Below are 20,833 nucleotides of genomic sequence, written 5' to 3'. Positions count from 1 at the left end.
TTATTTATTTTCTGTGGATTCTCTTGTAATCAATCTATGCTTTAGGATAATAGACCCTGCAGATTGTAAATTTATGGTGCCATTCAAATGGCTTATAATGCTCTGGCCGGCCAAAACACCCAATTTATAACCGGGATAGTCGATAGTCGTCAAAGCTGGACTTATTATTTCTGATATGGGGTCGTTATTAAAACCGACGATTTTAATTTCTTCGGGAATTTTATATCCAATCTTTTTAAGCTCCTTAATACATTCGACCGCCATGGTGTCATTCGCAATAAATAGGCCATCGATTTGGTTTTTTGCTTTTTTAATTCGTTTCAGGACAACATCTATTTTTTGGGGGTCCAAGTCGGTTTCTAAAAGGTTGTAAGACCTGAACGAAAGTCCGTTTTTAACCATGGCATCTTTGAATCCCTGCAGGCGTTCTGCATACACATTACGCTTTAAATTGCCACTGATGTGCAACAGATTTTTGCAACCTTGTGAAATAAGGTGTTCGGTGGCTTCAAACCCTGCCGCTTTATTGTCGATTAGTATGGTCGGGCAATTTGGTAAGGTAAAGACCCTGTCAAAGAACAAAAGTGGAATCTCCCTTTGGGTAAAGATATTAAAATGTTCGTAATCGGTCGTTTCATAGGCTAAAGAGACCATTAAGGCATCAACTCCGCTATCATATAACGTTTTTGTGTTCAGTTTTTCTTTCTTTTCAGATTCCAAAGATTGACTGATAATTAAATTGTATCCTTCATCATTCGCCGCTTTTTCTATTCCGGAGAGCACGGTAGACATAAAATAGGAATTCAATTTGGGTACGACCACACCTATGGTGTTCGATTTTTGCTTGCTCAGGTTCGCAGCAAATTTATTCGTACGATATCCAGATTCTTTGGCGGCCAACAAAATCCTTTCCTTTGTTTTTTTACTGATGGAGTGATGGTCGTTTAAGCTACGACTCACCGTTGCGGGAGAAACATTTAGCAGCTTGGCCAAATCATATATGGTAACCTTTTTTTGCATGAACTCAGTGAAATATAATGCAACAATATTACGCAACTAATTGTTAGTAAAAAATATAAAATTTAAAAAAATCGATATTTAAGGCTTTATATGGCTATTTATAATGTGATAGTATCTGCAAAATGGGTACTTTGATAAATTTTTAGTAAATATTTAACGTAATCGGTTGCATAAAATGTAATTTTTTTTAGCTTTGTCGGGATCCATTTCTGAAATGTTGCTTTCAAGACTTGGTTCAAACTAGAATAACTCACTTTTAACAACTGATTTATGAAATACCCAACACCACCACTCAAGTTAGGCAAACCTGTCCTTGCGGCTTTGTTATGTATGTTCGCCTTTTCATCCTTAACCTATGGGCAGAACGGTTTTACGGTTACTGGAACTGTTTTTGATGAATTGGAAACACCACTGCCAGGTGCTTCCATTGTAGAAAAGGGCACGACTAATGGAGTGTCTACGGACTTTGATGGCAATTACTCAATTGAGGTCTCTAATCAAAACGCCGTACTTGTCATTAGTTATATAGGTTATGGAGAACAAGAAATTCCTGTCAATGCTAACTCGCAAATTAACACCACCATGGAGCCAAGTGCCTCTACTTTAGATGAGGTAGTATTGGTGGGGTATGGGGCGGTAAAGAAAAAAGATTTGACCGGTGCTATTTCCCAAATTGATGCCGACGGCCTTTCCGATCAATCTACGAACTCGGTAACCGACGTTTTGCGGGGCAATGTTGCGGGTTTGAGTATCGGCCTTTCAGCTTCACCAAAAGGAACCAGCCAAATTAGAATTAGGGGAAACAATAGTTTGACCGCTGGCTCTAGTCCATTAATCGTTGTCGATGGTATGATTTATAACGGCGATCTATCTGATATTGCTCCCTCTGACATTGATAAACTAGATGTCATGAAAGATGCCAGTTCGGCTGCTGTCTATGGTGCACGTGGCGCTAGCGGCGTAATACTGGTTACTACAAAAAGAGGGACAAGTGATAAACCGACCATTAATGTTAACACCAGTGTTGGTTTTGCTGCCGACGCTTATAAAGAAAGGCCTTACGGTGCTCAAGGGTATGTCAACTGGCGGTCCGATGTTTTTAAAAGCATCAATCCGCAGAACACCATTGATAACCCTGGTAGGTATGATGACCCGAACAACTTGCCTGCTGGGGTTTCTTTGGAGCAGTGGTTGGCCTATGACGGTTCGGCAGGTGATCCAACAAGGGCATGGTTAAATAGAATTGGTTTTCAGGATGTGGAGATTGGAAACTATTTGGAAGGTAGAAGTATAGATTGGTATGACCGAATTATTCAGACCGGCTTTCGAAACGATATCAATACGAGTGTTTCGGGAAGAAACGGAGGTCTGAATTACTATTGGTCGATTGGCAGAACTTCCAACGAAGGTATCTATGACGGTGAAAAATTCGAGGCATTACGTTCTCGTTTAAACTTAGATGCCGATATAAACGATTGGTTGACAGTGGGTATGAACACTCAGTTTGCCAAGCGTGATGAGGGCTTTATTGCTGCGGATAGAGGGCAAATAGAAAGATCATCTCCTTGGGGTTCCTTTTATGATGATGAAGGAAATATTCGTTTGAGTCCGCAAGATGACAGTGGTGCCGGGGCGACCAATGCCTTTTTAGACCAGCTATTCAATGACCGTATAGATCTAGATCATACCTTTAACGCTAGGGTGTATGCTAAAATAAAGTTACCCCTGGGTTTTTCCTATGAATTGGGGTATACGAATCGTTTGGAGTTTAGGGAGTATTATAATCATGCCAGTGCTGCTAGTCCTGAAAATGTCATAGGGTCTGCCGAAAGATCTGTTACTAAGATTAATGAGTGGCAATTGGATAATATTTTACGTTGGGACAAAACAATAGACAAGCATACCTTCAACCTTATGTTTTTAGTCTATGGTGAAAAATACAATAGTTATTTTACAAGATCACGGGCCAACACATTTGAACCAAGTGACGCCTTGGGGTATAGTGCCTTGGAATTGGGTACTGTGCAAACAGTTGATAGTGAAGATGTCACTAGCACGGGTGACGCGATCATGACCCGATTGAACTATAATTATGATTCACGTTACCTGATTACCTGGACCATGAGAAGGGACGGCTATTCTGCATTCGGGGAAAATAACAAAAGAGCATACTTTCCATCAATTGCTGGGGCTTGGACCATATCAAATGAGAAGTTTTTTAATTCAGAATTTGTAAATTTTCTTAAATTAAGGCTGTCTTATGGTGAAAATGGCAATAGGGATATCGGGCGATTTACTGCGCTATCACAACTTAACGCAAACAAATATCTTAATGTTGACGCTGGGGGGAATGTGATTACGGTGCCCACTTTTGATAACGGCACCCAAGAAAATACGGAACTTCGATGGGAACGTACGAAAGCGACCAACCTCGGACTCGATTTTAGTTTTGCCGATGGTATAGTCGAAGGGTCGGTCGAGGCATACCGAAATATCACAAGTGATTTGATTGTAACGCGTCAATTGCCCAATATTATTGGTTTTGATAATGTAACCACAAATCTAGGTGAAATTGAAAATAAAGGATTGGAATTCACACTTTCCACCCAGAATTATAACAAAGAGAATTTTTCGTGGAATACCAATTTTAATTTCTCCCTGAACAGGAATAAAATAAATAAACTGTATGGCGACCTGGACGAAAATGGTAATGAACTTGATGATATAACCAATCAGCGTTTTATTGGTGAAGCCACCGATGTGATATGGGGGCAAGAGGCTATTGGCATTTGGCAAGAAGATGAGGCGGTTGCTGCTGCGGAATACGGGGTTTTCCCTGGAGACTGGAAAATTAGGGATGTTGACAACAGTGGAGATTTTACGGTAGACGACAATGTCTTTCAAGGCTATCGGTCTCCGCGCTTTAGTTGGGCAATGTCGAATAGGTTTACGATGTTGAAAAATTTTGACTTCTCTTTTGAAGTTTATTCCAACTGGGGTCAGAAAAGGGTTTTCAACGAAGCTAAAAACAGAAATGGTTTTATCGATCGTACGAATTCTATTCAAACACCGTATTGGACACCTGATAATCCTATTAACGATTATGCTCGCTTGTTTTCCAGTGATGGTAGTTCAAACTTTGCCATTTGGAGAGAGGCATCCTTTATTCGATTGAGCAATATCACTTTGGCCTATAGGTTTCCCAAAAATCTTCTAGAGAAATTATCAATTCAAAGCTTACGTATCTATGGTAATGTACGAAATGTTGCTGTTTGGGCACCTCATTGGGATTTTTATGATCCCGAGCCTACCGATATCGACGGCAGAAACTCCAATGGTACTACGAATCCGAGTTTACCTACACCGCGCTTTTTTACAGTTGGAATAGATTTAAGTCTTTAATAAAATATATAGCCATGAAAAAAAATATAAATAAATATCACAAAAGTGTTTTGAAAGCTGTCTGTGTTGTGGCTTTGCTACTCACCGCGTGTGAGGAGGAATTTTTAGATGCAGATCCTCAATCGTTTTTTACACCTAGCAATGCCTTAAATACCCCTGACGGATTTAATAGTCTCTTGTCACAAGCTATGCGGAATTTACGTGCGGAATATTACGGTGATGGGGCGCCTATGATTACCGAAAACATCTTTTCTGAAGTTTCGGTAGAAGGTACTACCGATAAATCAGGACCCGCCCAAGATTTGAATCTTTTGATCCTACCGGATGCGAATCTTAACAGTGCCAATTTTAATCGGATAGGGTGGTTTTGGCAAGAATTTTATAAGGGAATTAAGTATGCCAATACCGTAATAGGGAGGCTGGATGATGCCGAGTTTGATAGTGATGCCCAGAAAAATGATATTTTAGGAAGGGCCTTGTTTCATAGGGCATATCGTTACTATCGATTGACCCAACAATTTGGTGATATTCCTCTGATCTTGGAGGAGATTACAACACCGAGACTTGACTTTGTTTCTACCACTAGGGAGACTATTCTCAGAAAAATGCAGGAAGATTTGAATATGGCAGTGCCCATGGTCAATGAAGTCTCAAATAATGGTGACATAAATAGGGCTGCTGTACTGCATTTATTGACCAAGGTAAATTTGGCTTTGACCGATTTTGATGCGGCCATAGCATCGGCTTCCCAAATCATAAATGACGGAACACATGCCCTAATGACTAGTCGCTTCGGTGTTGATGCCGACGATCCAACCAAGGACGTTACCTGGGATTTGCACCAAGTGGAAAATAAGAGTGTGCCGGGCAATACTGAGGGGATTCTATTGGTTATTGATCGTCTAGGTTTCGAAAATAATGGTGATTTTTCAGGCGGTACCAGCATTATGAGACAAGCCACCCCATTATGGTGGCGATTTATAAATACGCCTGATGGGCAAAACGGAATGTCGGATAACCCCGGCATTGAAATAGATCAAGTTTTAAAATATGGTAGAGGTATTGGAAGAAACAGGGGTACGGCCTATAGTACTGAACAAATCTGGGAAAATGCGAACAATGACCAACGTTTTAAAGATGGGAACTGGGTAGAAATGGAAGATTTGGTCTATAATGCACCAAGTTTAAAAGAGGCCGGCAATTCTTTTTACGGTAAAAACCTTGAGCTTTATCTTCCTGATGGAACACCTTTGTGTTCAGATACGATTCGAAATTGGTACGATTTTCCGCAATATAAACTGTATGTAGAAGACCCACTAGCTGTTAAGCCATCGGGCGGTCATGGTGATTGGTATGTCTACCGATTAGCCGAAACCTATCTATTAAGGGCCGAAGCTTATTTCTGGAAAGGACAATTAGCTTTGGCGGCAGAAGATATCAATGTCGTACGTAGAAGGGTAGAGGCCGATGAGATTACCGCAGCCGATATAGATATTGATTATATTTTAGACGAACGCGCGAGAGAACTATATTATGAGGAAAATAGAAAAACTGAATTGACACGTATCGCCTTTATTTTTGCCCAAACTGGAAAAACGGCCTATAATGGTGAAACCTATAGTTTGGATAATTTTTCGCAAAAGAACTTCTGGTACGATAGAATCATGGAAGTCACCGATTTTTATAACATCGGTCTCAAAACCATCCACGGTGATGAGTACACTATGAGTCCGTATCATGTGCTATGGCCGGTACCAGCACCGGCAATCAATGCAAATACGCAGGGGCAGATTAATCAGAACGAAGGATATCCGGGGGCAGAGAACAATATAGCGCCTTTAACCACAATTCCTGAAACCGAATAAACTAAATTGATCGGTATTTTGTAAATTCCACCGTCTAAATTTATGGGAAAGAAGCATTTTATTTTTTTTGGCCTTGCACTAGCCTTAGTTTCTTGTGCGGAAAAAGAAACCTTTCGCTTTAAGGTTCATGGCGGTGAAGGTAAGACCCAAACGGTTCCAGTAGCCTTAAATGCACAGGAATTGAGCGGTTTAGGGTGGACTATGGATGACGATTTAGTGCTACTAAAGAATCAGAAGGAGATTCCCTTTCAAATAGATAAAGCGCAAAAAAAACTTTGGTTTTTACATAATGCCGATAGTAGTGCATCCTACAATTTCGAAAAGATTGAAGAAACTGATGTTGAAGGTGAAACTAGGGTTGCCATCACCAAAAATGACGGAAATCTAGATATATCGACAGATGGAAAACCTGTGCTAACTTATCGTTACGGGATGACCTATCCACCAAAAGGTGTGGATTCCATTTTTAAAAAATCGGGTTATATTCATCCCGTTCGAACTCCTTCGGGAGATATATTGAGCCGAATTCAACCCCCGGATCATTATCATCATTACGGTATTTGGGGGCCTTGGACGCATACACAGATAGAAGGACAGCAGGTTGATTTTTGGAATCTTGGAGATAAGAAAGGTACCGTACTTTTCAAAGAATTCAATCAAATGGCTTCAGGGCCTATTTTCGGAGCTTTTAGTGCATCCCAAGAACATATTGATTTTCTTACTAATGAGGAGCCACAGGTTGCGTTGAACGAAAATTTAGAGATTAAGGTTTGGAATTTGGACCGCCCAGACCGTTATATATTCGATTATACGACTACCTTTAGTTCTCCATTAGAGTCTGGTATATTATTTGAAGCCTATCGCTATGGCGGTGGAATTGGCATGCGTTTTACCGAACGGTGGCATAAAGATAATTGTGCAGTGCTTACTTCTGAAGGCAATGATCGACTTACGGCAGATGGCACCAATGCCCGATGGTGTATTGTTAGTGGGGCATCGGCTGATGGAAAAGGAACCAGTGGTATTTTGTTTATGAGCTACCCCGATAATCGGTCCCATCCTGAGCCTATGCGTATCTGGCCGATCGATGGAAATGGGGGTAGGGGCGATATGTTTTTCGAATTTTGCCCCATTAGACACAAGGAATGGAAAATTGAACCGAATAAAGATTATCAATTAAAATATAGAATGGTCGTATTCGACGGCAAACTTTCTGCTGACGAAGCTGAGGCCTATTGGCAAGCTTTTGCTACCAAAAAAGAGATAGAAATTTTAAAATAGATATAATGCAAAGAAGAAAGTTTATCAATAGAACAACTATGGGAACCGCGGCAATGGTAGCTTTCCCTTCAATTGTGCCCTCAAGTGTTTTTGGGAAAAACGCACCAAGCAATAAAATAAATATAGGGCAGATAGGCTGTGGCCGTATAGCCCGTGATCACGATATTCACGATACCATCCGTTTTGATGATGCACGTTATGTGGCTGTTTGTGACCTTGATTCGAACCGGGCTGCCGATGCTAAGGTCTTGGTAGATAAATTCTACAAGGAAAAGACTGGAAAGGAGAAGTACATGGATACTAAAATTTACGAGGATTATCGTGAAATGTTACTTAATAAAGATATAGATGCCGTGGTAATCAGTACGCCCGATCACTGGCATTCGCAACCTGCCATGGAAGCTGCATTGGCAGGTAAAGATATTTACGTGCAGAAACCAACTTCGCTAACAATTAAGGAAGGGCAGCAATTGCGGGAGGCAGTTCAGAAAACTGGAGCTATACTTCAGGTCGGCACCCAACAACGGGCGATGCCGCAATTTAGGGTCGCGGCCGAATTGGTTAGAAACGGTCGCATAGGTAAAATACATACGGTTAAAATCGGACTTCCGGGTGATCCTGGTGGCCCGGAAGCTCCAGCTATGCCCGTACCCAGTAATTTGAATTTCGATATGTGGTTGGGGTCTACCCCTGAAGTTCCTTATACTGAAATAGGGGTGCATCCGCAGAAAGGGTATAGTAGACCAGGCTGGTTGCGCATACGTAATTACGGCGCCGGAATGATTACGGGTTGGGGTCAGCACCACTATGATTCCGCTGCTTGGGGAATGAATACGGAACTAACGGGGCCAATTTCAGTTGAAGCATTGGCTGAATTTCCAAAATCAGGTTTATGGAACGTTCATGGAGATTTCTTTGTAAAGCACGAATATGAAAATGGAATAACGGTTTATACCAGCGGTGGTTATCCAAATGGTATTAAATATATTGGTGAAGATGGATGGATATTTGTTTCTCGTGGTTCATATACCGCATCAGCTTCCGATCCGGTAGATAAAGAAAAGAGTAGTAAAGCTTTAAATGCCTCAGATCCTAAAATTTTAGACTCTGTAATTGGGGCCAATGAGACCCATCTCTATAAAATTGACGATCAGCACGGTAACTGGCTCGAATGTATCAAAACCCGTAAAGCACCTATTTCTCCGATTGAAAAAGGGCATAAGGCCTGTGCCATATGTTTGATCAGTGATATTGCCATGCAATTCGATAGAAAACTAGAATGGGACAACGAGAAAGAAATGTTCATCAATGACAATGAGGCTAACGCCATGTTGCATAGAACACAAAGAAAGCCTTATGGAACAGATTATGTAAAAGTATAGTTATATTAGTCGCAAAGTTTTAAAATAGTATTTTATGCGAAAGAGTATATCGGCTTTGCTGATTTGTATCTGTATTAGTTGTGCGGAAAAAGCAAAAAAAGAAGAGAACCAAACCACATCGGAAGTGCCCAAGGAAAAAGTAACTTTTATGACTTTGGATCCAGGTCACTTCCATGCGGCCCTAGTTCAAAAAACGATGTATCCACAGGTAGATTCTACCAGTTATGTCTATGCACCTGATGGTCCTGAAGTTCAAGACTTTTTGAGTAAAATCGATGGGTATAATACAAGGCCTGATAGTCCTACCAGCTGGACGGTAAAAAAGCAGCTCGGTGATGATTACTTGAATGCGATGTTAGCTGAAAAGCCGGGTAACGTAATGATTGTTGCTGGTAAAAATTCGAAAAAGGTCGACTATATTTTAGAGGCGGTAAAATCGGGTTTGAATGTGTATGCTGATAAGCCTTTGGTTATCAATGAAGAAGGCTTTGAAAAGTTGAAGGAAGCTTTTAAAATCGCCGACGAGAAAGGTCTTATGATATATGATATTATGACCGAACGTTTTGAATCTACTACGGGCATGCAAAAGCTATTTTCCACTTTACCATCCGTTTTTGGTGAGTTGGTAGATGGATCCGTCGATGAGCCGGCAATCAGTAAAGAAAGTGTGCATCATTTTTCTAAAATTGTCTCTGGAAAGCCTTTGGTACGTCCTTCTTGGTTTTTTGATATTGTGGAAGAAGGGGAGGGCATTGTTGATGTTACGACCCATTTGGTTGATTTGGTACAGTGGGAAGCTTTTCCCGATCAGATTATCGATTCTTCCGATGTTGAGATGCTAAAGGCGAGAAGATGGCCAACGACATTGACAAAAGCGGAATTTACAAAAGTAACCAAGCAAGAAGAGTATCCTGATTATTTGAAAAAAGATTTGGATGGTGACAAGCTGAACGTCTATTGCAATGGTGAAATGATCTATAAGATAAATGGAAAACACGCAAAAGTTTCCGTTATATGGAATTACGAGGCCCCGGCCGGTGCAGCCGATACGCATTATAGTATCATGCGCGGTACGAAGAGTAATCTGATTATTAAGCAGGGAGAGGAAGAAGGTTATAAGCCGATATTGTATGTTGAGGCAAATGATGATACTGGTTTTGAAGCGGAGCTGAACAATGCATTGGAACAACAAGTAGCGCAACATTATCCTGGTACTACGGTCGAGAGAATATCCAAAAAAATGTGGAAAGTTAATATTCCGGATTCTTTTAAAGTAGGGCACGAAGCCCATTTCGGTCAGGTTACCCAGAATTATTTAAAATATTTGGACAAAGGTGAATTGCCCGCTTGGGAAGTTCCTAATATGATCACCAAGTATTATACAACGATCGAGGCATATAAAATGGCCAGAAGTAAATAACGTTTTTAACGCTTTTTTAAATTGTTGGCTGTTGTGGGAAGTTTGCTAAAAATGTTTTGATTTCAAGCTCGGCTTGTTGCGTTGACACTACACTTTTTTTAGGGATATTGTTATCGGCCGAAAAGCACCAGTTATTTTTTAGTTAATTGAATGGCATCTTTAGAATTGAAGTGGTATTATTGCAACAAATTCTGGCTTTGGATGCCATATCATCCGCATCTTTACCCAGCAAACAAGAATATTTTCGGATAATCGCCGTTTTAGTATGTAATCGATTAAATTTTATGAGAGTAACTATTTGCATTGTCCTTTCCCTGATTGTATTTTCCTGTAAGACAGACTTTAAAGAGACTAAAATAACCATCGACAATTATAAGGTCGAACCAGGTTTTGACTTAGATGTTATAGCATCTGAACCTCTGTTAAATACTCCTGTTGCGATAGATTTTGACAACAAGGGTCGTATTTGGGTCGCCGAAATGCCCGGCTTTATGGGTAATATCGATGGTACGGGTGAGAATTTACCCAATGGATCCATTAAAATACTTGAAGATAGAGACGAAGACGGGGTAATGGACCATGCAAAAATATTTCTCGATAGCTTGGTGATGCCCCGTGCATTGGCGATAGCTTATGGAGGATTGCTTTATGCCGAACCCCCAAACTTATATTTTGTTGACATCGAGAACGATAAACCTACAAATAGGGTTTTGGTCGATTCAATCTATGCGGCAGATGGCAATCCTGAATATCAGCCAAATGGACTTAAAATGAATATCGATAACTGGATCTATAATGCAGGGTCACACTTTCGATATCAAAGAAAAAATGGGGTCTGGATTAAAGAACCGACCACTTTTCGAGGACAATGGGGAATTACGAAAGATAACTTTGGAAGACTATTTTATAACAACAACTCTACACAACTGTTGGGCGATTATATATTGCCGAACAGATTGATTAGAAATGAATTTATGGTGCCAGAGAAAGGCGTTAATCAGATATTGACCAAAGATCAGCGGGTTTATCCGCTTCATGCCGCCGCCGTAAATCGTGGTTATGTCAAAGGAGTTTTGAATAAAGACAGTATACTTATAGATGTTACTGCTGCTTGCGGGCCTTTGGTCTATCGCGGGGGCAATTTTCCAAGCGATTATGATGAAAATGTTTTTGTCTGCATACCGGAGGCAAATTTGATTAAGCGTAATATTTTATCATATCAGGGTGATAAGGTAACGGCAAAGCAAGCCTGGGAAGGAAAAGAGTTTCTGGCTTCTACAGACGAGGGTTTTCGACCCGTAAGCATGAACCATGGTCCTGAAGGTAATTTGTATGTAGTCGATATGCATCGTGGCGTGATACAGCACCACGCCTTTTTGAGTCCGTATTTAAAGGAGAAAGCCAAAGTTGAAAAGTTGGATACTTTGGTCAATTTTGGCCGTATTTTTAGAATACGACCGACCGACGGCAAGGTTGAGAATAGTACAGATTTGAGTGCTTTGTCTACACCGGAATTACTCGAATTGTTAAAAAGCAAAAACGGATGGTTGCGGGATCGCGCCCAACATAAATTGATTTATAAACGTAAGGTCGATGCGGTTCCCCAATTGCAGAAAATGGCCAAAAATGCCAGTGCTCCGTTGACGCAAATGCATGCAATGTATACTTTGAAAGGGTTGGATAGCCTGTCGTTTGATATGTTGAAAGATGTCGCTGAAACTAGCGATGCTGCAGTCGTTTCGCACGCTATAGTATTGCTGGAAGATTATATTTCCGATGAAAACGTAACCGAGGCCCAAGTACTTTTTGAAAAGTTGGCCTCGAAAAATGATAAATCAATTGATTTATACCTTGCTACCACACTCGGCATGTGGGCCAATATTTCAGGTGACAAGTTTATTCCATTGTTAAATGAATTGGAAAGTAAATATGAGGGTAATGCGGTTTTCCAAGAAGCCATAGTTAGTGGAACACAAGGGGTAGGAGATGAACTTTTACGTGTTGTTTCAAAGGGCGAAGGAGAAAAAAGCTCTTTTGAAGACTTAGTGACAAAGAATTTGCAACGTAAAAAAGAAGTCAAAAAGAACCCTATTTATGTAACTAAAAGTCGTTCACAAGATTCCCGAACAAAAGGGGCAAAATTATATCGTCAAATTTGTGCTGCCTGTCATCAAGACAGTGGTAGTGGAATTGAGGGCTTGGCACCTCCATTGGTGAACTCAGAGCATGTAACCAAGCCTGAAAAACTTGCCCTTATTATTTTACATGGATTGAAAGGACCAATTCATGTGAATGGTTCATTATATGAATTAAACCATGTGATGCCCGGTCTTTCTAGTAATGAAACGCTTTCAGATGCCGATATATCGGCTATAATTTCATATGTAGGCAATGCATTTACAGATTATCCGAAAGGTCTGAGGCCAAACAAGGTTAAGGAACTTCGCCAAAACAAACCTGAAAGTGGTTCAGAATACACTATCGAAGAGCTCGAAGCGGTGTTGGAAGGCTTACCATAAGCTAATTATAAAAGTATCTGAAGGGTCAGGCCAAATAATAGGCAATTATAATGCCCGCTATTATTGCTACAATCTTGCGTAGATTAAATTTATGCCCTTCTGAGCTTTCAAACAAAATAACGGTTGAAATGTGAAGAAACATGCCTATGACCAAGGCTGTAATCGGAACATAATATGGTGTGGTAAATGCAAAATTTGCGGTTATAAAGGTTCCTAAGGGTGTCATTAAAGAAAACAGGACAATAAAGAATATAGCCTTGGTCAACTTCATTGCAGACCCTAGTAAAAATATACTTAAAATAATGGCAATAGGAATCTTATGTATCAGAATACCATAAATAATGGTATCGTGGCCTTCAATGGGAAATCCTTCTAAAAAGGAATGTATGGAAAGGCTGGTAAATAATAGCCAAGGGAATTCGGTATTCTTGCTATCGGCGTGAATATGACCATGTTCGGCCCCTTTAGAAAAGAATTCCAAAAAAATTTGTAAAAGAATGCCTAGCATTACAAGCAGCCCGATTGTCTTTGAATCTGAATGGTGATATACATCAGGAAAGAGTTCAAATAAAGTCAACGCCAAAAGAAAAGCTCCACTAAAAGCCAATAACAATTTAAAGTTCTCTTTGTTTTTTGGCTTGACTAGGTAAACAAATATAAAGCTTAATAAAACCCCTAGAATGGGTAATAAATAGTTCATTAAACGACTTCGGTGTTAAGTGTTGTATTTTTTACAAAAAGAACGCAAGATAGCAAACCTAAAAACAGTTTGATAGGGCAATGGAAATCTAATTTGTCCTAGGGATTAAAAATACTGTATTTTTGCCTGAATTTGAGAATGGTCTATGAACAATAATTTTAAAATGGTCGCCAAGACCTTGTTTGGTTTTGAAGAAATTTTAGCCAAAGAGCTCCGAAATTTAGGAGCCGGTAATGTAAAGGAGGGAGTACGAAATGTTTCTTTTGAAGGCGATACCGGTTTTATGTACAAGGCAAACTTGTGTCTGCGAACAGCCATTAAAATCATAAAACCGATTCATTCCTTTTCCGTACAGGGTGAAAACGAACTCTATAAAAAAATCTATGATATGGAATGGTCCGAATATCTTTCGGTAGATACCACTTTTGCCATAGATACTACGGTAAACTCAGACAACTTTTCACATTCGCTATATGTTTCGCAAAAGGTAAAGGATGCAATAGTCGATAAGTTTCGTGATACCGATGGATTTCGTCCCAATGTAGATGTTAAGTTTCCTGATGTGCGCATAAACATCCACATTCACAAGGATCATTGTAATGTTTCGTTAGACAGTTCAGGTAGATCGTTGCATCATCGGGGGTACCGAATTTCAACGAATATTGCTCCCATCAATGAAGTGCTGGCCGCCGGTCTATTATTACTAAGTGGATGGGATGGAAGGTCTGATTTTCTAGATCCGATGTGTGGTAGTGGTACCATGCTTACCGAAGCTGCAATGATTGCCTGTAATATACCTGCAAATATTAATAGAAAAGAATTTGCCTTTGAAAAGTGGGAAGATTTTGATGAGGCACTTTTCGAAAAGATCGTTGAAAGCAGTTTAAAGAAAGCCCGGGAATTTTCCCATAAAATTATTGGTTATGATAAAGCCCCTTCAGCTGTTCGAAAAGCAAAAGAGAATATAGAAAATGCAAATCTTTCGGAATACATTACAGTAGAACGGAAAAATTTCTTCAATACCGAAAAGTTTAACGATGGACCGTTGAAAATGGTCTTTAACCCTCCTTATGGTGAACGGTTGAATTTAGATATGGAAGAATTCTATGGTTCAATAGGAGACACTCTAAAACGCAGTTATCCAGGAACGGAAGCTTGGTTTATAACTTCTAATCTCGAAGCTTTAAAATACGTGGGACTGCGACCTTCCCGAAAAATAAAGGTTTTTAATAGTCATTTAGAGTCTCGATTAGTGAAATATGTGATGTATGAAGGAAGCAAAAAGGCCAAGTACAATAAACCGGAATAGTGGTTTGACTACTCCGTAGTCAGCTCCTTTTTCTTGCTGGGTTTTTTATCCTTTTTATAAAGGGGGATAAAATAGGTGAGCGAATAATTATAGCCCACCCCGAATATACTACTGTCGGTTACCCTGTTAAAACCGGGGATGAATAAATTGCGAAAACCCTCAGGGTCTTTATTGGTGATCAAAGCACCTAACCGTACACTTGCTCCTAAGAAAATATTGGCAAAAAGCTCGGCTTTTATACCTAATACGGCTTCAATCCATGAGGCGTTCAATGACTTATATTCCATTGGTGCAGAGTTTCCGACAACAAAATCTTCGGGATGCCAATAGCGATTCGTATCGAATATTTGGGAATTGTTCAAGGTTTGGCTAAAAGAACCAAAAGCATAGCGCCCACCAACGAAAATTGCATTGTTCTCACCGTACCAATTGGCATAGGTATTGTAGTCGATACCCAGTTTAATATAACTGCCGGAAGCCGTGAAATCATAGAGGTCTTCTTCGATTGTTTTTTTTTCATTCCCAATTTCGGCCGCTGCGTACATTTTTTGAGTCAACCTGTAATCTCCTACTATTTCCAATCCGGTATAGTTGTCATCAAGAAAAGAGGTGGCCGGTCGGCTCAAATCAATTCCTAAGCGAATGCCGTAGGCCTGTTTGTAAACAACCGAATCTTTGTTCTTAACATTTAAAGAATCTTTTTGCGCCATGGCCGGCAGGCACAATAATAGCAAACAAAGTTTAATGAAGTATTTTGACATTGACTAAGGTATCATTTTCGACCAAAGTGGTCATGATTTTAATTTCTTCCATCCATTGGTCCGCATCGGTATCGTTTATGCTCCCTTGTAGGTTGTCATAATTTGCAGTAAATCCGCAGGCACGGGAAACAAATAGTTCTTTCGTTTCATAATTGAAGGTAATGGTATCTTTATTGACTGTGGTGCTGTCGGTCGGCGTTAAATTTTCTGATATGATGAACGTCGTGCTCGTTGCATCGACGCGCAAGGGTAGTTCGATTGCGCTCAAGGAGACATTGGTTATAATAGGGTATACAGAATCTTCTAAAATGCCCTGAACCACTAAGGTTGTTACATCTTTTAATTCGGTAGTATCCGTAACGTCATAAAATTCTATAGATAAGAGCGGGGTAGCACCATCAACACAAATATCATCTTTTTCACACGAAGAGATAAAGATGATACCCAACAAGATACTCAAGACAATATTTACTTTTTTCATCAATCTAAAACTTAATCAGCCTTTGCCGCTTCCCACTATTCAAAGGTATTGGCGCTAATTTTTGTGTGTAATTAACCTATTTCGGATTTCAAGAAGCTACAATTTTTCCAAAAGTACGACATTTTCAACATGATGGGTTTGAGGAAACATGTCTACCGGTTGTACTTTGGTTACATGATACATCTCTTTCATTAGTTCGAGGTCACGGGCTTGAGTCGCACTATTACAGCTTACATAGACCACTTTCTGTGGGGCTATTTTTAAAATTTGGGCCACCACATCTTTGTGCATGCCATCACGCGGAGGGTCAGTGATAATGACGTCGGGTATTCCGTGCGCTGCAATAAAATCTTTATTAAAGACATTTTTCATGTCCCCAGTAAAGAATTCCGCATTATCTATATGGTTGCTTTTGGCATTTTCTTTGGCATCGGCAATGGCTTCCGGTATGGCTTCTATGCCTATCACTTTCTTTGCTTTTTTGGCTATAAACTGGGCTATGGTGCCCGTGCCCGTATAAAGATCATATACCAATTCATCACCAGATAAGTCGGCAAAATTTCGAGTTACCTTATACAGTTCATAGGCTTGTTCCGAATTTGTCTGGTAGAATGATTTTGCATTGATTTTGAACTTTAGCCCCTCCATTTCTTCAAAAATATGGTCGCGCCCTGAATAACAAATGACCTCTTGATCGTACATGGTATCGTTCTGTTTCGAATTGATAACATATAGTAGGGAGGTAATCTCGGAAAAAGTCTTTGATAAGTGGTCGAGCAATAGGTTCCGCTTTTCTTCATTATTTTCAAAAAACTGTACCAAAACCATAATTTCTCCGGTTGAAGTTGTGCGTATCATTAGGGTACGCAACATACCATATTGGTTTCTTGTATTGAAAAAAGAAATATCATTCTCGATGGCAAACTTTCTGGTTTCCAAACGAATGGCGTTAGATGGGTCTTTTTGCAAATGACACTTTTCAATGTCAAGAATTTTATCCCACATACCGGGAATATGGAATCCCAAGGCATTTTTTTCGGTAATGGTGTCGTCAGAGTTAATTTCATCAAGTGTCAACCAACGACTGTCGCTAAAAGAAAACTCCATTTTATTTCTGTAGAAGTATTGTTTTTTTGAACCAATGATGCTACTGATTTGCGGAAGCTCTATATGCCCGATTCGTTTTAAGTTATTTTCAACTTCCTTTTGCTTATAAAACAATTGGTGCTCATATCCCATATTTTGCCATTTGCATCCCCCGCAAACTCCAAAATGTTGACATTCAGGTTCGACACGCTTCTCCGACAACGAATGAAAAGCAGTGGCTATTCCTTCAAAATATGCTTTTCTTTTTTTCGTGGTACGTACGTCAACGACATCCCCTGGCACTGTATTCGTAAGAAATATGACTCTTCCATCGGGGGCCTTGCCAATAGTTTTTCCTTTGGCCCCTGCATCTACTACCTCGACATTTTCAAAATGTTGTCGCCTATTCTTTTTTCGCATGGGGCAAAAATAAAGGGTTTCTTTGGATTGCAACACGGGTTTAAGAGTTAATTGACACTAAAAAGCAAAGGTTTTTGAACGTTTTGGGGATTACTCTTTTTTGTTTAAGGAATTCACATTCATAAATCGGGGTACATTCTATTTTAAATGCCGAACGAAATCGACTACCGCCAACTTTTTTGTAATTTTGCCGCTCTGCATAGGATGATTTCTCTCCCAAAGAAGGAATTGCTAAAGTTTTATTTAAAGTATCAATCATTATGACAGCTGTAAGTAGCATAACTTCAAAAGATGCCATTGCATTGGAAGATAAATATGGAGCACACAACTACCACCCTTTGCCCGCGGTGTTGCATGAGGGAGAGGGCGTGTATGTTTGGGATGTCGAGGGTAAAAAGTATTTCGATTTTTTATCGGCCTATTCTGCAGTAAACCAAGGGCATTGTCACCCGAAGATTATAAATGCGATGATAAAGCAAGCTCAAACCTTGACCTTGACTTCAAGGGCTTTTCACAATGATGTATTGGGAAAGTTCGAAAAGTATGCTTGCGAAACTTTTGGTTTCGACAAGCTTTTGCCTATGAATACGGGTGCTGAAGCTGTAGAGACTGCATTAAAGGTTTGCCGAAAGTGGGCCTACGAGGAAAAGGGAATTGCTGAAAATAAGGCCCAAATCGTTGTTTGTGAAAATAACTTTCATGGGCGTACTACCACAATTATATCTTTTTCGAATGATCCGGTGGCTCGAGAGAATTTTGGTCCGTATACTAATGGTTTTATAAAAATAGCATATGATGATCTACAGGCTTTACAGGAAGTTCTAGAGCACAACCCTGACATAGCAGGGTTTTTGGTCGAACCCATTCAGGGTGAGGCAGGGGTTTATGTGCCTTCGGAAGGCTATCTGAGAAAAGCAAAAGCGCTTTGTGAAAAACATAACGTGCTTTTTATTGCCGATGAGGTGCAAACGGGTATCGCGCGTACCGGTCGTCTATTGGCAGTGGATTATGAAGATGTAAAACCTGATATTCTAATTTTGGGAAAGGCATTGTCTGGGGGAGTCTACCCGGTATCCGCAGTATTGGCCGATGATGCCATAATGGGAGTGATTCGACCAGGAAATCATGGGAGCACCTTTGGTGGGAACCCAATAGCTGCCGCGGTTGCAATGGCTGCTTTGGAGGTAATCAAAGATGAAGGCTTGGCAGAAAATGCTATGGAGCTGGGAGCGCTTTTTAGGAAAGAATTGAACAATTTTATTCCTACATGCAGTTTGGTTTCCAAGGTTCGCGGAAAAGGATTGCTAAATGCGATTCTAATCAATGATACGGAAGATAGTTCGACGGCCTGGGATATTTGCATGGCCTTAAAAGAAAACGGACTATTGGCTAAACCCACCCATGGAAATATCATCCGATTTGCACCACCTTTAGTGATGACCAAATCTCAATTGATGGAGTGTATTTCAATAATTACGACCACACTACGGCAATTCGAACAATAATGTCCCGGAAGAAAATTTTTATTTAAAAAATGCTATCGAATCCCCCTCCTGCAGAAATCAATGCAATAATAACCCCGAAGTAGATGATAGCCAAAATGAGCATGATAAGGGAAATGGCCAGACCGATATAAGAGAGTACTTTTCCAGTTCTGGCATTTTCGTAACCACGGAATATTCCGGGCTGCTCGATATGTATTTTTTCGGCCTTTTTAGCATTGCTAAGCCCAATAATACTAAAGATAGCCGCAAAAGGACCACAACAAAATATTGAGGTAATAATCGAAACAATGCCCATTATCAATGCCGTGGTGGCGCCGGGTAATTCTTCTTGCATTCGGTATTCTTTTTGTTAGATAAACGTTCAGCTAAATGAAGCGCGAACTTTTACACCGTAAATATAAAAAGTTCGCGCCCGTCTTATTCTTCAATGCCGTATTGCCCCATCATTTCTTGAACTTTTTCCATATAACCGTCAATACCGCCCATTTGTTGAATTACATAAATAGTATATAACAAGGTCAGAACTCCTAGAACAAGACCAATAATAGCAACAATTTTGGCGGTTTTTAATTGGCTGTAGTTGGAGTAATTATCAGGGCTCACCCGATATGCCTTTTCGTCTTTGGTAGTAAGGTAAAATGCTATTGCACCCATTATAATTCCACCGATTCCAGAACTGCAAATACAGCATAGAAAAGATAGGATGCCCAATACTAGGGCTATTGTTACGTTAGGGAGTTTTTGCTGTTCCATAAATTTTAGCGTTTGGTTAAATGATTTTTAATATGAAGTTGCCAAGTATAAGCGCGACACTTGATATCATTAAAATAATGGTGACTTTATTGGCGTATTTTATGGTGAAAAAGTTATTTATCAGTAAAAATCCGAACAAAAGAGCAATCGAATAAATGGCGGGGTACATTTCAAAAGCACCGGAAAAATCACCTTTTAACAACAGAACGACCGAACGTTGCAATCCGCAACCGGGGCAATCAAAATCAAAAAGTTTTTTGGTTATACAGGGAAGCATATAGTCCTCGATAGCCAATATGAAAGTTGCCAATTGCATTTTTGTTTAAATTCGTTTGGTAGGTGAAAATTACCATTATTTTTGGGGAATAAAAACAAATTAATGCGTGTTTTTGAAATAGGTGATAAGATTGAGACCATAGACGATACGATTTCAGGTGTTGTGCTGGAGGTGGCCGAGAATGAAATTACGGTGGAGACTACAGATGGTTTTTTGCTAAAATATGCACCGTCGGAACTTATAAAAACCTCTAGTTCAAATACCATTCGGGTAAGTGGTCGTGAAGTGGATCAAATTAAAGCCGAAAAGGAAGGCCCTAAAAAGCGAAATGTTAAGACCGTAAAACCAAAGGAGCGCAATATGCCCAAAATGGAGGTCGATCTGCATATTCATCAGCTGACGAAATCGACGCGGGGCATGTCACATTACGATATGTTGAACCTGCAAATGGAAACCGCAAAAGGACAATTGGAATTTGCCATCCGCAAACGGATTCAAAAAGTAGTTTTTATTCACGGAGTTGGCGAAGGGGTACTAAAGGAGGAATTACGATACCTTTTTCGTCGCTACGACAATGTAAAGTTTTATGATGCCGACTATCAAAAATATGGTTTGGGAGCAACTGAAGTGTACATTTACCAGAACGGCTAGC

Annotated in this window: 17 protein-coding genes; 9 read left to right on the top strand and 8 right to left on the bottom strand. The window is 40.0% G+C overall.

The features are described 5' to 3' along the window. Complete coding sequence (locus AACZ88_RS03790) at nt 1-1,020, bottom strand: LacI family DNA-binding transcriptional regulator (RefSeq protein ID WP_339706405.1); 1,020 nt, start codon at nt 1,018-1,020, stop codon at nt 1-3. Between the two features lie 270 nt (nt 1,021-1,290). Here AACZ88_RS03790 and AACZ88_RS03785 point away from each other — a divergent pair, with 270 nt between their 5' ends. The 6 genes from AACZ88_RS03785 (at nt 1,291) to AACZ88_RS03760 (ending at nt 12,889) form a co-directional block, all read left to right on the top strand. Next, nucleotides 1,291-4,422, top strand: a complete 3,132-nt coding sequence (locus tag AACZ88_RS03785) for a SusC/RagA family TonB-linked outer membrane protein (RefSeq protein WP_339706402.1) — start codon at nt 1,291-1,293, stop codon at nt 4,420-4,422. Between the two features lie 14 nt (nt 4,423-4,436). Next, nucleotides 4,437-6,287: a RagB/SusD family nutrient uptake outer membrane protein gene (locus AACZ88_RS03780; RefSeq protein WP_339706399.1), complete on the top strand. Its 1,851-nt coding sequence runs from the start codon at nt 4,437-4,439 to the stop codon at nt 6,285-6,287. A 42-nt stretch (nt 6,288-6,329) separates the two neighbouring features. After that, complete coding sequence (locus AACZ88_RS03775) at nt 6,330-7,568, top strand: PmoA family protein (protein ID WP_339706396.1); 1,239 nt, start codon at nt 6,330-6,332, stop codon at nt 7,566-7,568. A gap of 5 nt (nt 7,569-7,573) precedes the next feature. Further along, the gene (locus tag AACZ88_RS03770) at nt 7,574-8,950 is read left to right on the top strand and encodes a Gfo/Idh/MocA family oxidoreductase (protein WP_339706393.1); all 1,377 of its coding nucleotides are present in this window, start codon (nt 7,574-7,576) and stop codon (nt 8,948-8,950) included. A gap of 34 nt (nt 8,951-8,984) precedes the next feature. Then, entirely contained in the window at nt 8,985-10,370 is a 1,386-nt protein-coding gene (locus tag AACZ88_RS03765) for a putative oxidoreductase C-terminal domain-containing protein (protein ID WP_339706391.1), read from the top strand. A 284-nt stretch (nt 10,371-10,654) separates the two neighbouring features. After that, on the top strand, nt 10,655-12,889 hold the full coding sequence (locus AACZ88_RS03760; protein WP_339706388.1) for a c-type cytochrome: 2,235 nt from the start codon (nt 10,655-10,657) through the stop codon (nt 12,887-12,889). A gap of 25 nt (nt 12,890-12,914) precedes the next feature. On the opposite strand, the gene AACZ88_RS03755 is transcribed toward AACZ88_RS03760, so the two are convergent. Next, nucleotides 12,915-13,589: a ZIP family metal transporter gene (locus tag AACZ88_RS03755; protein WP_339706385.1), complete on the bottom strand. Its 675-nt coding sequence runs from the start codon at nt 13,587-13,589 to the stop codon at nt 12,915-12,917. Nucleotides 13,590-13,734: 145 nt separating this feature from the next. Here AACZ88_RS03755 and AACZ88_RS03750 point away from each other — a divergent pair, with 145 nt between their 5' ends. Next, entirely contained in the window at nt 13,735-14,898 is a 1,164-nt protein-coding gene (locus AACZ88_RS03750) for a THUMP domain-containing protein (RefSeq protein ID WP_339706382.1), read from the top strand. 8 nt (nt 14,899-14,906) lie between these two features. Here AACZ88_RS03750 and AACZ88_RS03745 read toward each other — a convergent pair whose 3' ends face one another. The 3 genes from AACZ88_RS03745 to rlmD form a co-directional block, all read right to left on the bottom strand. Then, the gene (locus AACZ88_RS03745; protein WP_339706379.1) at nt 14,907-15,659 is read right to left on the bottom strand and encodes a DUF6048 family protein; all 753 of its coding nucleotides are present in this window, start codon (nt 15,657-15,659) and stop codon (nt 14,907-14,909) included. Beyond that, nucleotides 15,640-16,140, bottom strand: a complete 501-nt coding sequence (locus AACZ88_RS03740) for a DUF6452 family protein (protein ID WP_339706376.1) — start codon at nt 16,138-16,140, stop codon at nt 15,640-15,642. Before AACZ88_RS03740 ends, AACZ88_RS03745 begins: the two co-directional genes overlap by 20 nt. 96 nt (nt 16,141-16,236) lie before the next feature. After that, nucleotides 16,237-17,646, bottom strand: a complete 1,410-nt coding sequence (rlmD, locus tag AACZ88_RS03735) for a 23S rRNA (uracil(1939)-C(5))-methyltransferase RlmD (RefSeq protein WP_339706373.1) — start codon at nt 17,644-17,646, stop codon at nt 16,237-16,239. Between the two features lie 260 nt (nt 17,647-17,906). Here rlmD and rocD point away from each other — a divergent pair, with 260 nt between their 5' ends. After that, nucleotides 17,907-19,151 (top strand): ornithine--oxo-acid transaminase, encoded by a 1,245-nt coding sequence (rocD, locus tag AACZ88_RS03730; RefSeq protein WP_339706370.1) that lies wholly within the window; start codon nt 17,907-17,909, stop codon nt 19,149-19,151. A 22-nt stretch (nt 19,152-19,173) separates the two neighbouring features. Here the strand turns inward: rocD and AACZ88_RS03725 are convergent, their stop codons facing one another. The 3 genes from AACZ88_RS03725 to AACZ88_RS03715 all read right to left on the bottom strand — a co-directional run bounded on the left by AACZ88_RS03725 (nt 19,174) and on the right by AACZ88_RS03715 (nt 20,220). After that, a complete protein-coding gene (locus AACZ88_RS03725) occupies nt 19,174-19,485 on the bottom strand; it encodes a CCC motif membrane protein (RefSeq protein ID WP_339706367.1) in 312 nt (103 codons plus the stop codon). An 83-nt stretch (nt 19,486-19,568) separates the two neighbouring features. Further along, entirely contained in the window at nt 19,569-19,904 is a 336-nt protein-coding gene (locus AACZ88_RS03720; protein ID WP_339706364.1) for a CCC motif membrane protein, read from the bottom strand. 16 nt (nt 19,905-19,920) lie between these two features. Next, nucleotides 19,921-20,220 carry a DUF2752 domain-containing protein gene (locus tag AACZ88_RS03715; protein WP_339706361.1) on the bottom strand — a complete coding sequence of 100 codons (300 nt, stop codon included), beginning with the start codon at nt 20,218-20,220 and terminating at the stop codon, nt 19,921-19,923. A 63-nt stretch (nt 20,221-20,283) separates the two neighbouring features. On the opposite strand from AACZ88_RS03715, the gene AACZ88_RS03710 reads away from it, so the two are divergent. Continuing rightward, complete coding sequence (locus tag AACZ88_RS03710; RefSeq protein WP_339706358.1) at nt 20,284-20,832, top strand: Smr/MutS family protein; 549 nt, start codon at nt 20,284-20,286, stop codon at nt 20,830-20,832. Nucleotide 20,833 lies beyond the last annotated feature (1 nt).

The organism is uncultured Kriegella sp., assembly GCF_963975415.1.
Lineage (GTDB): Bacteria > Bacteroidota > Bacteroidia > Flavobacteriales > Flavobacteriaceae > Kriegella.
This window is presented reverse-complemented; position numbering and strand designations above follow the sequence as displayed.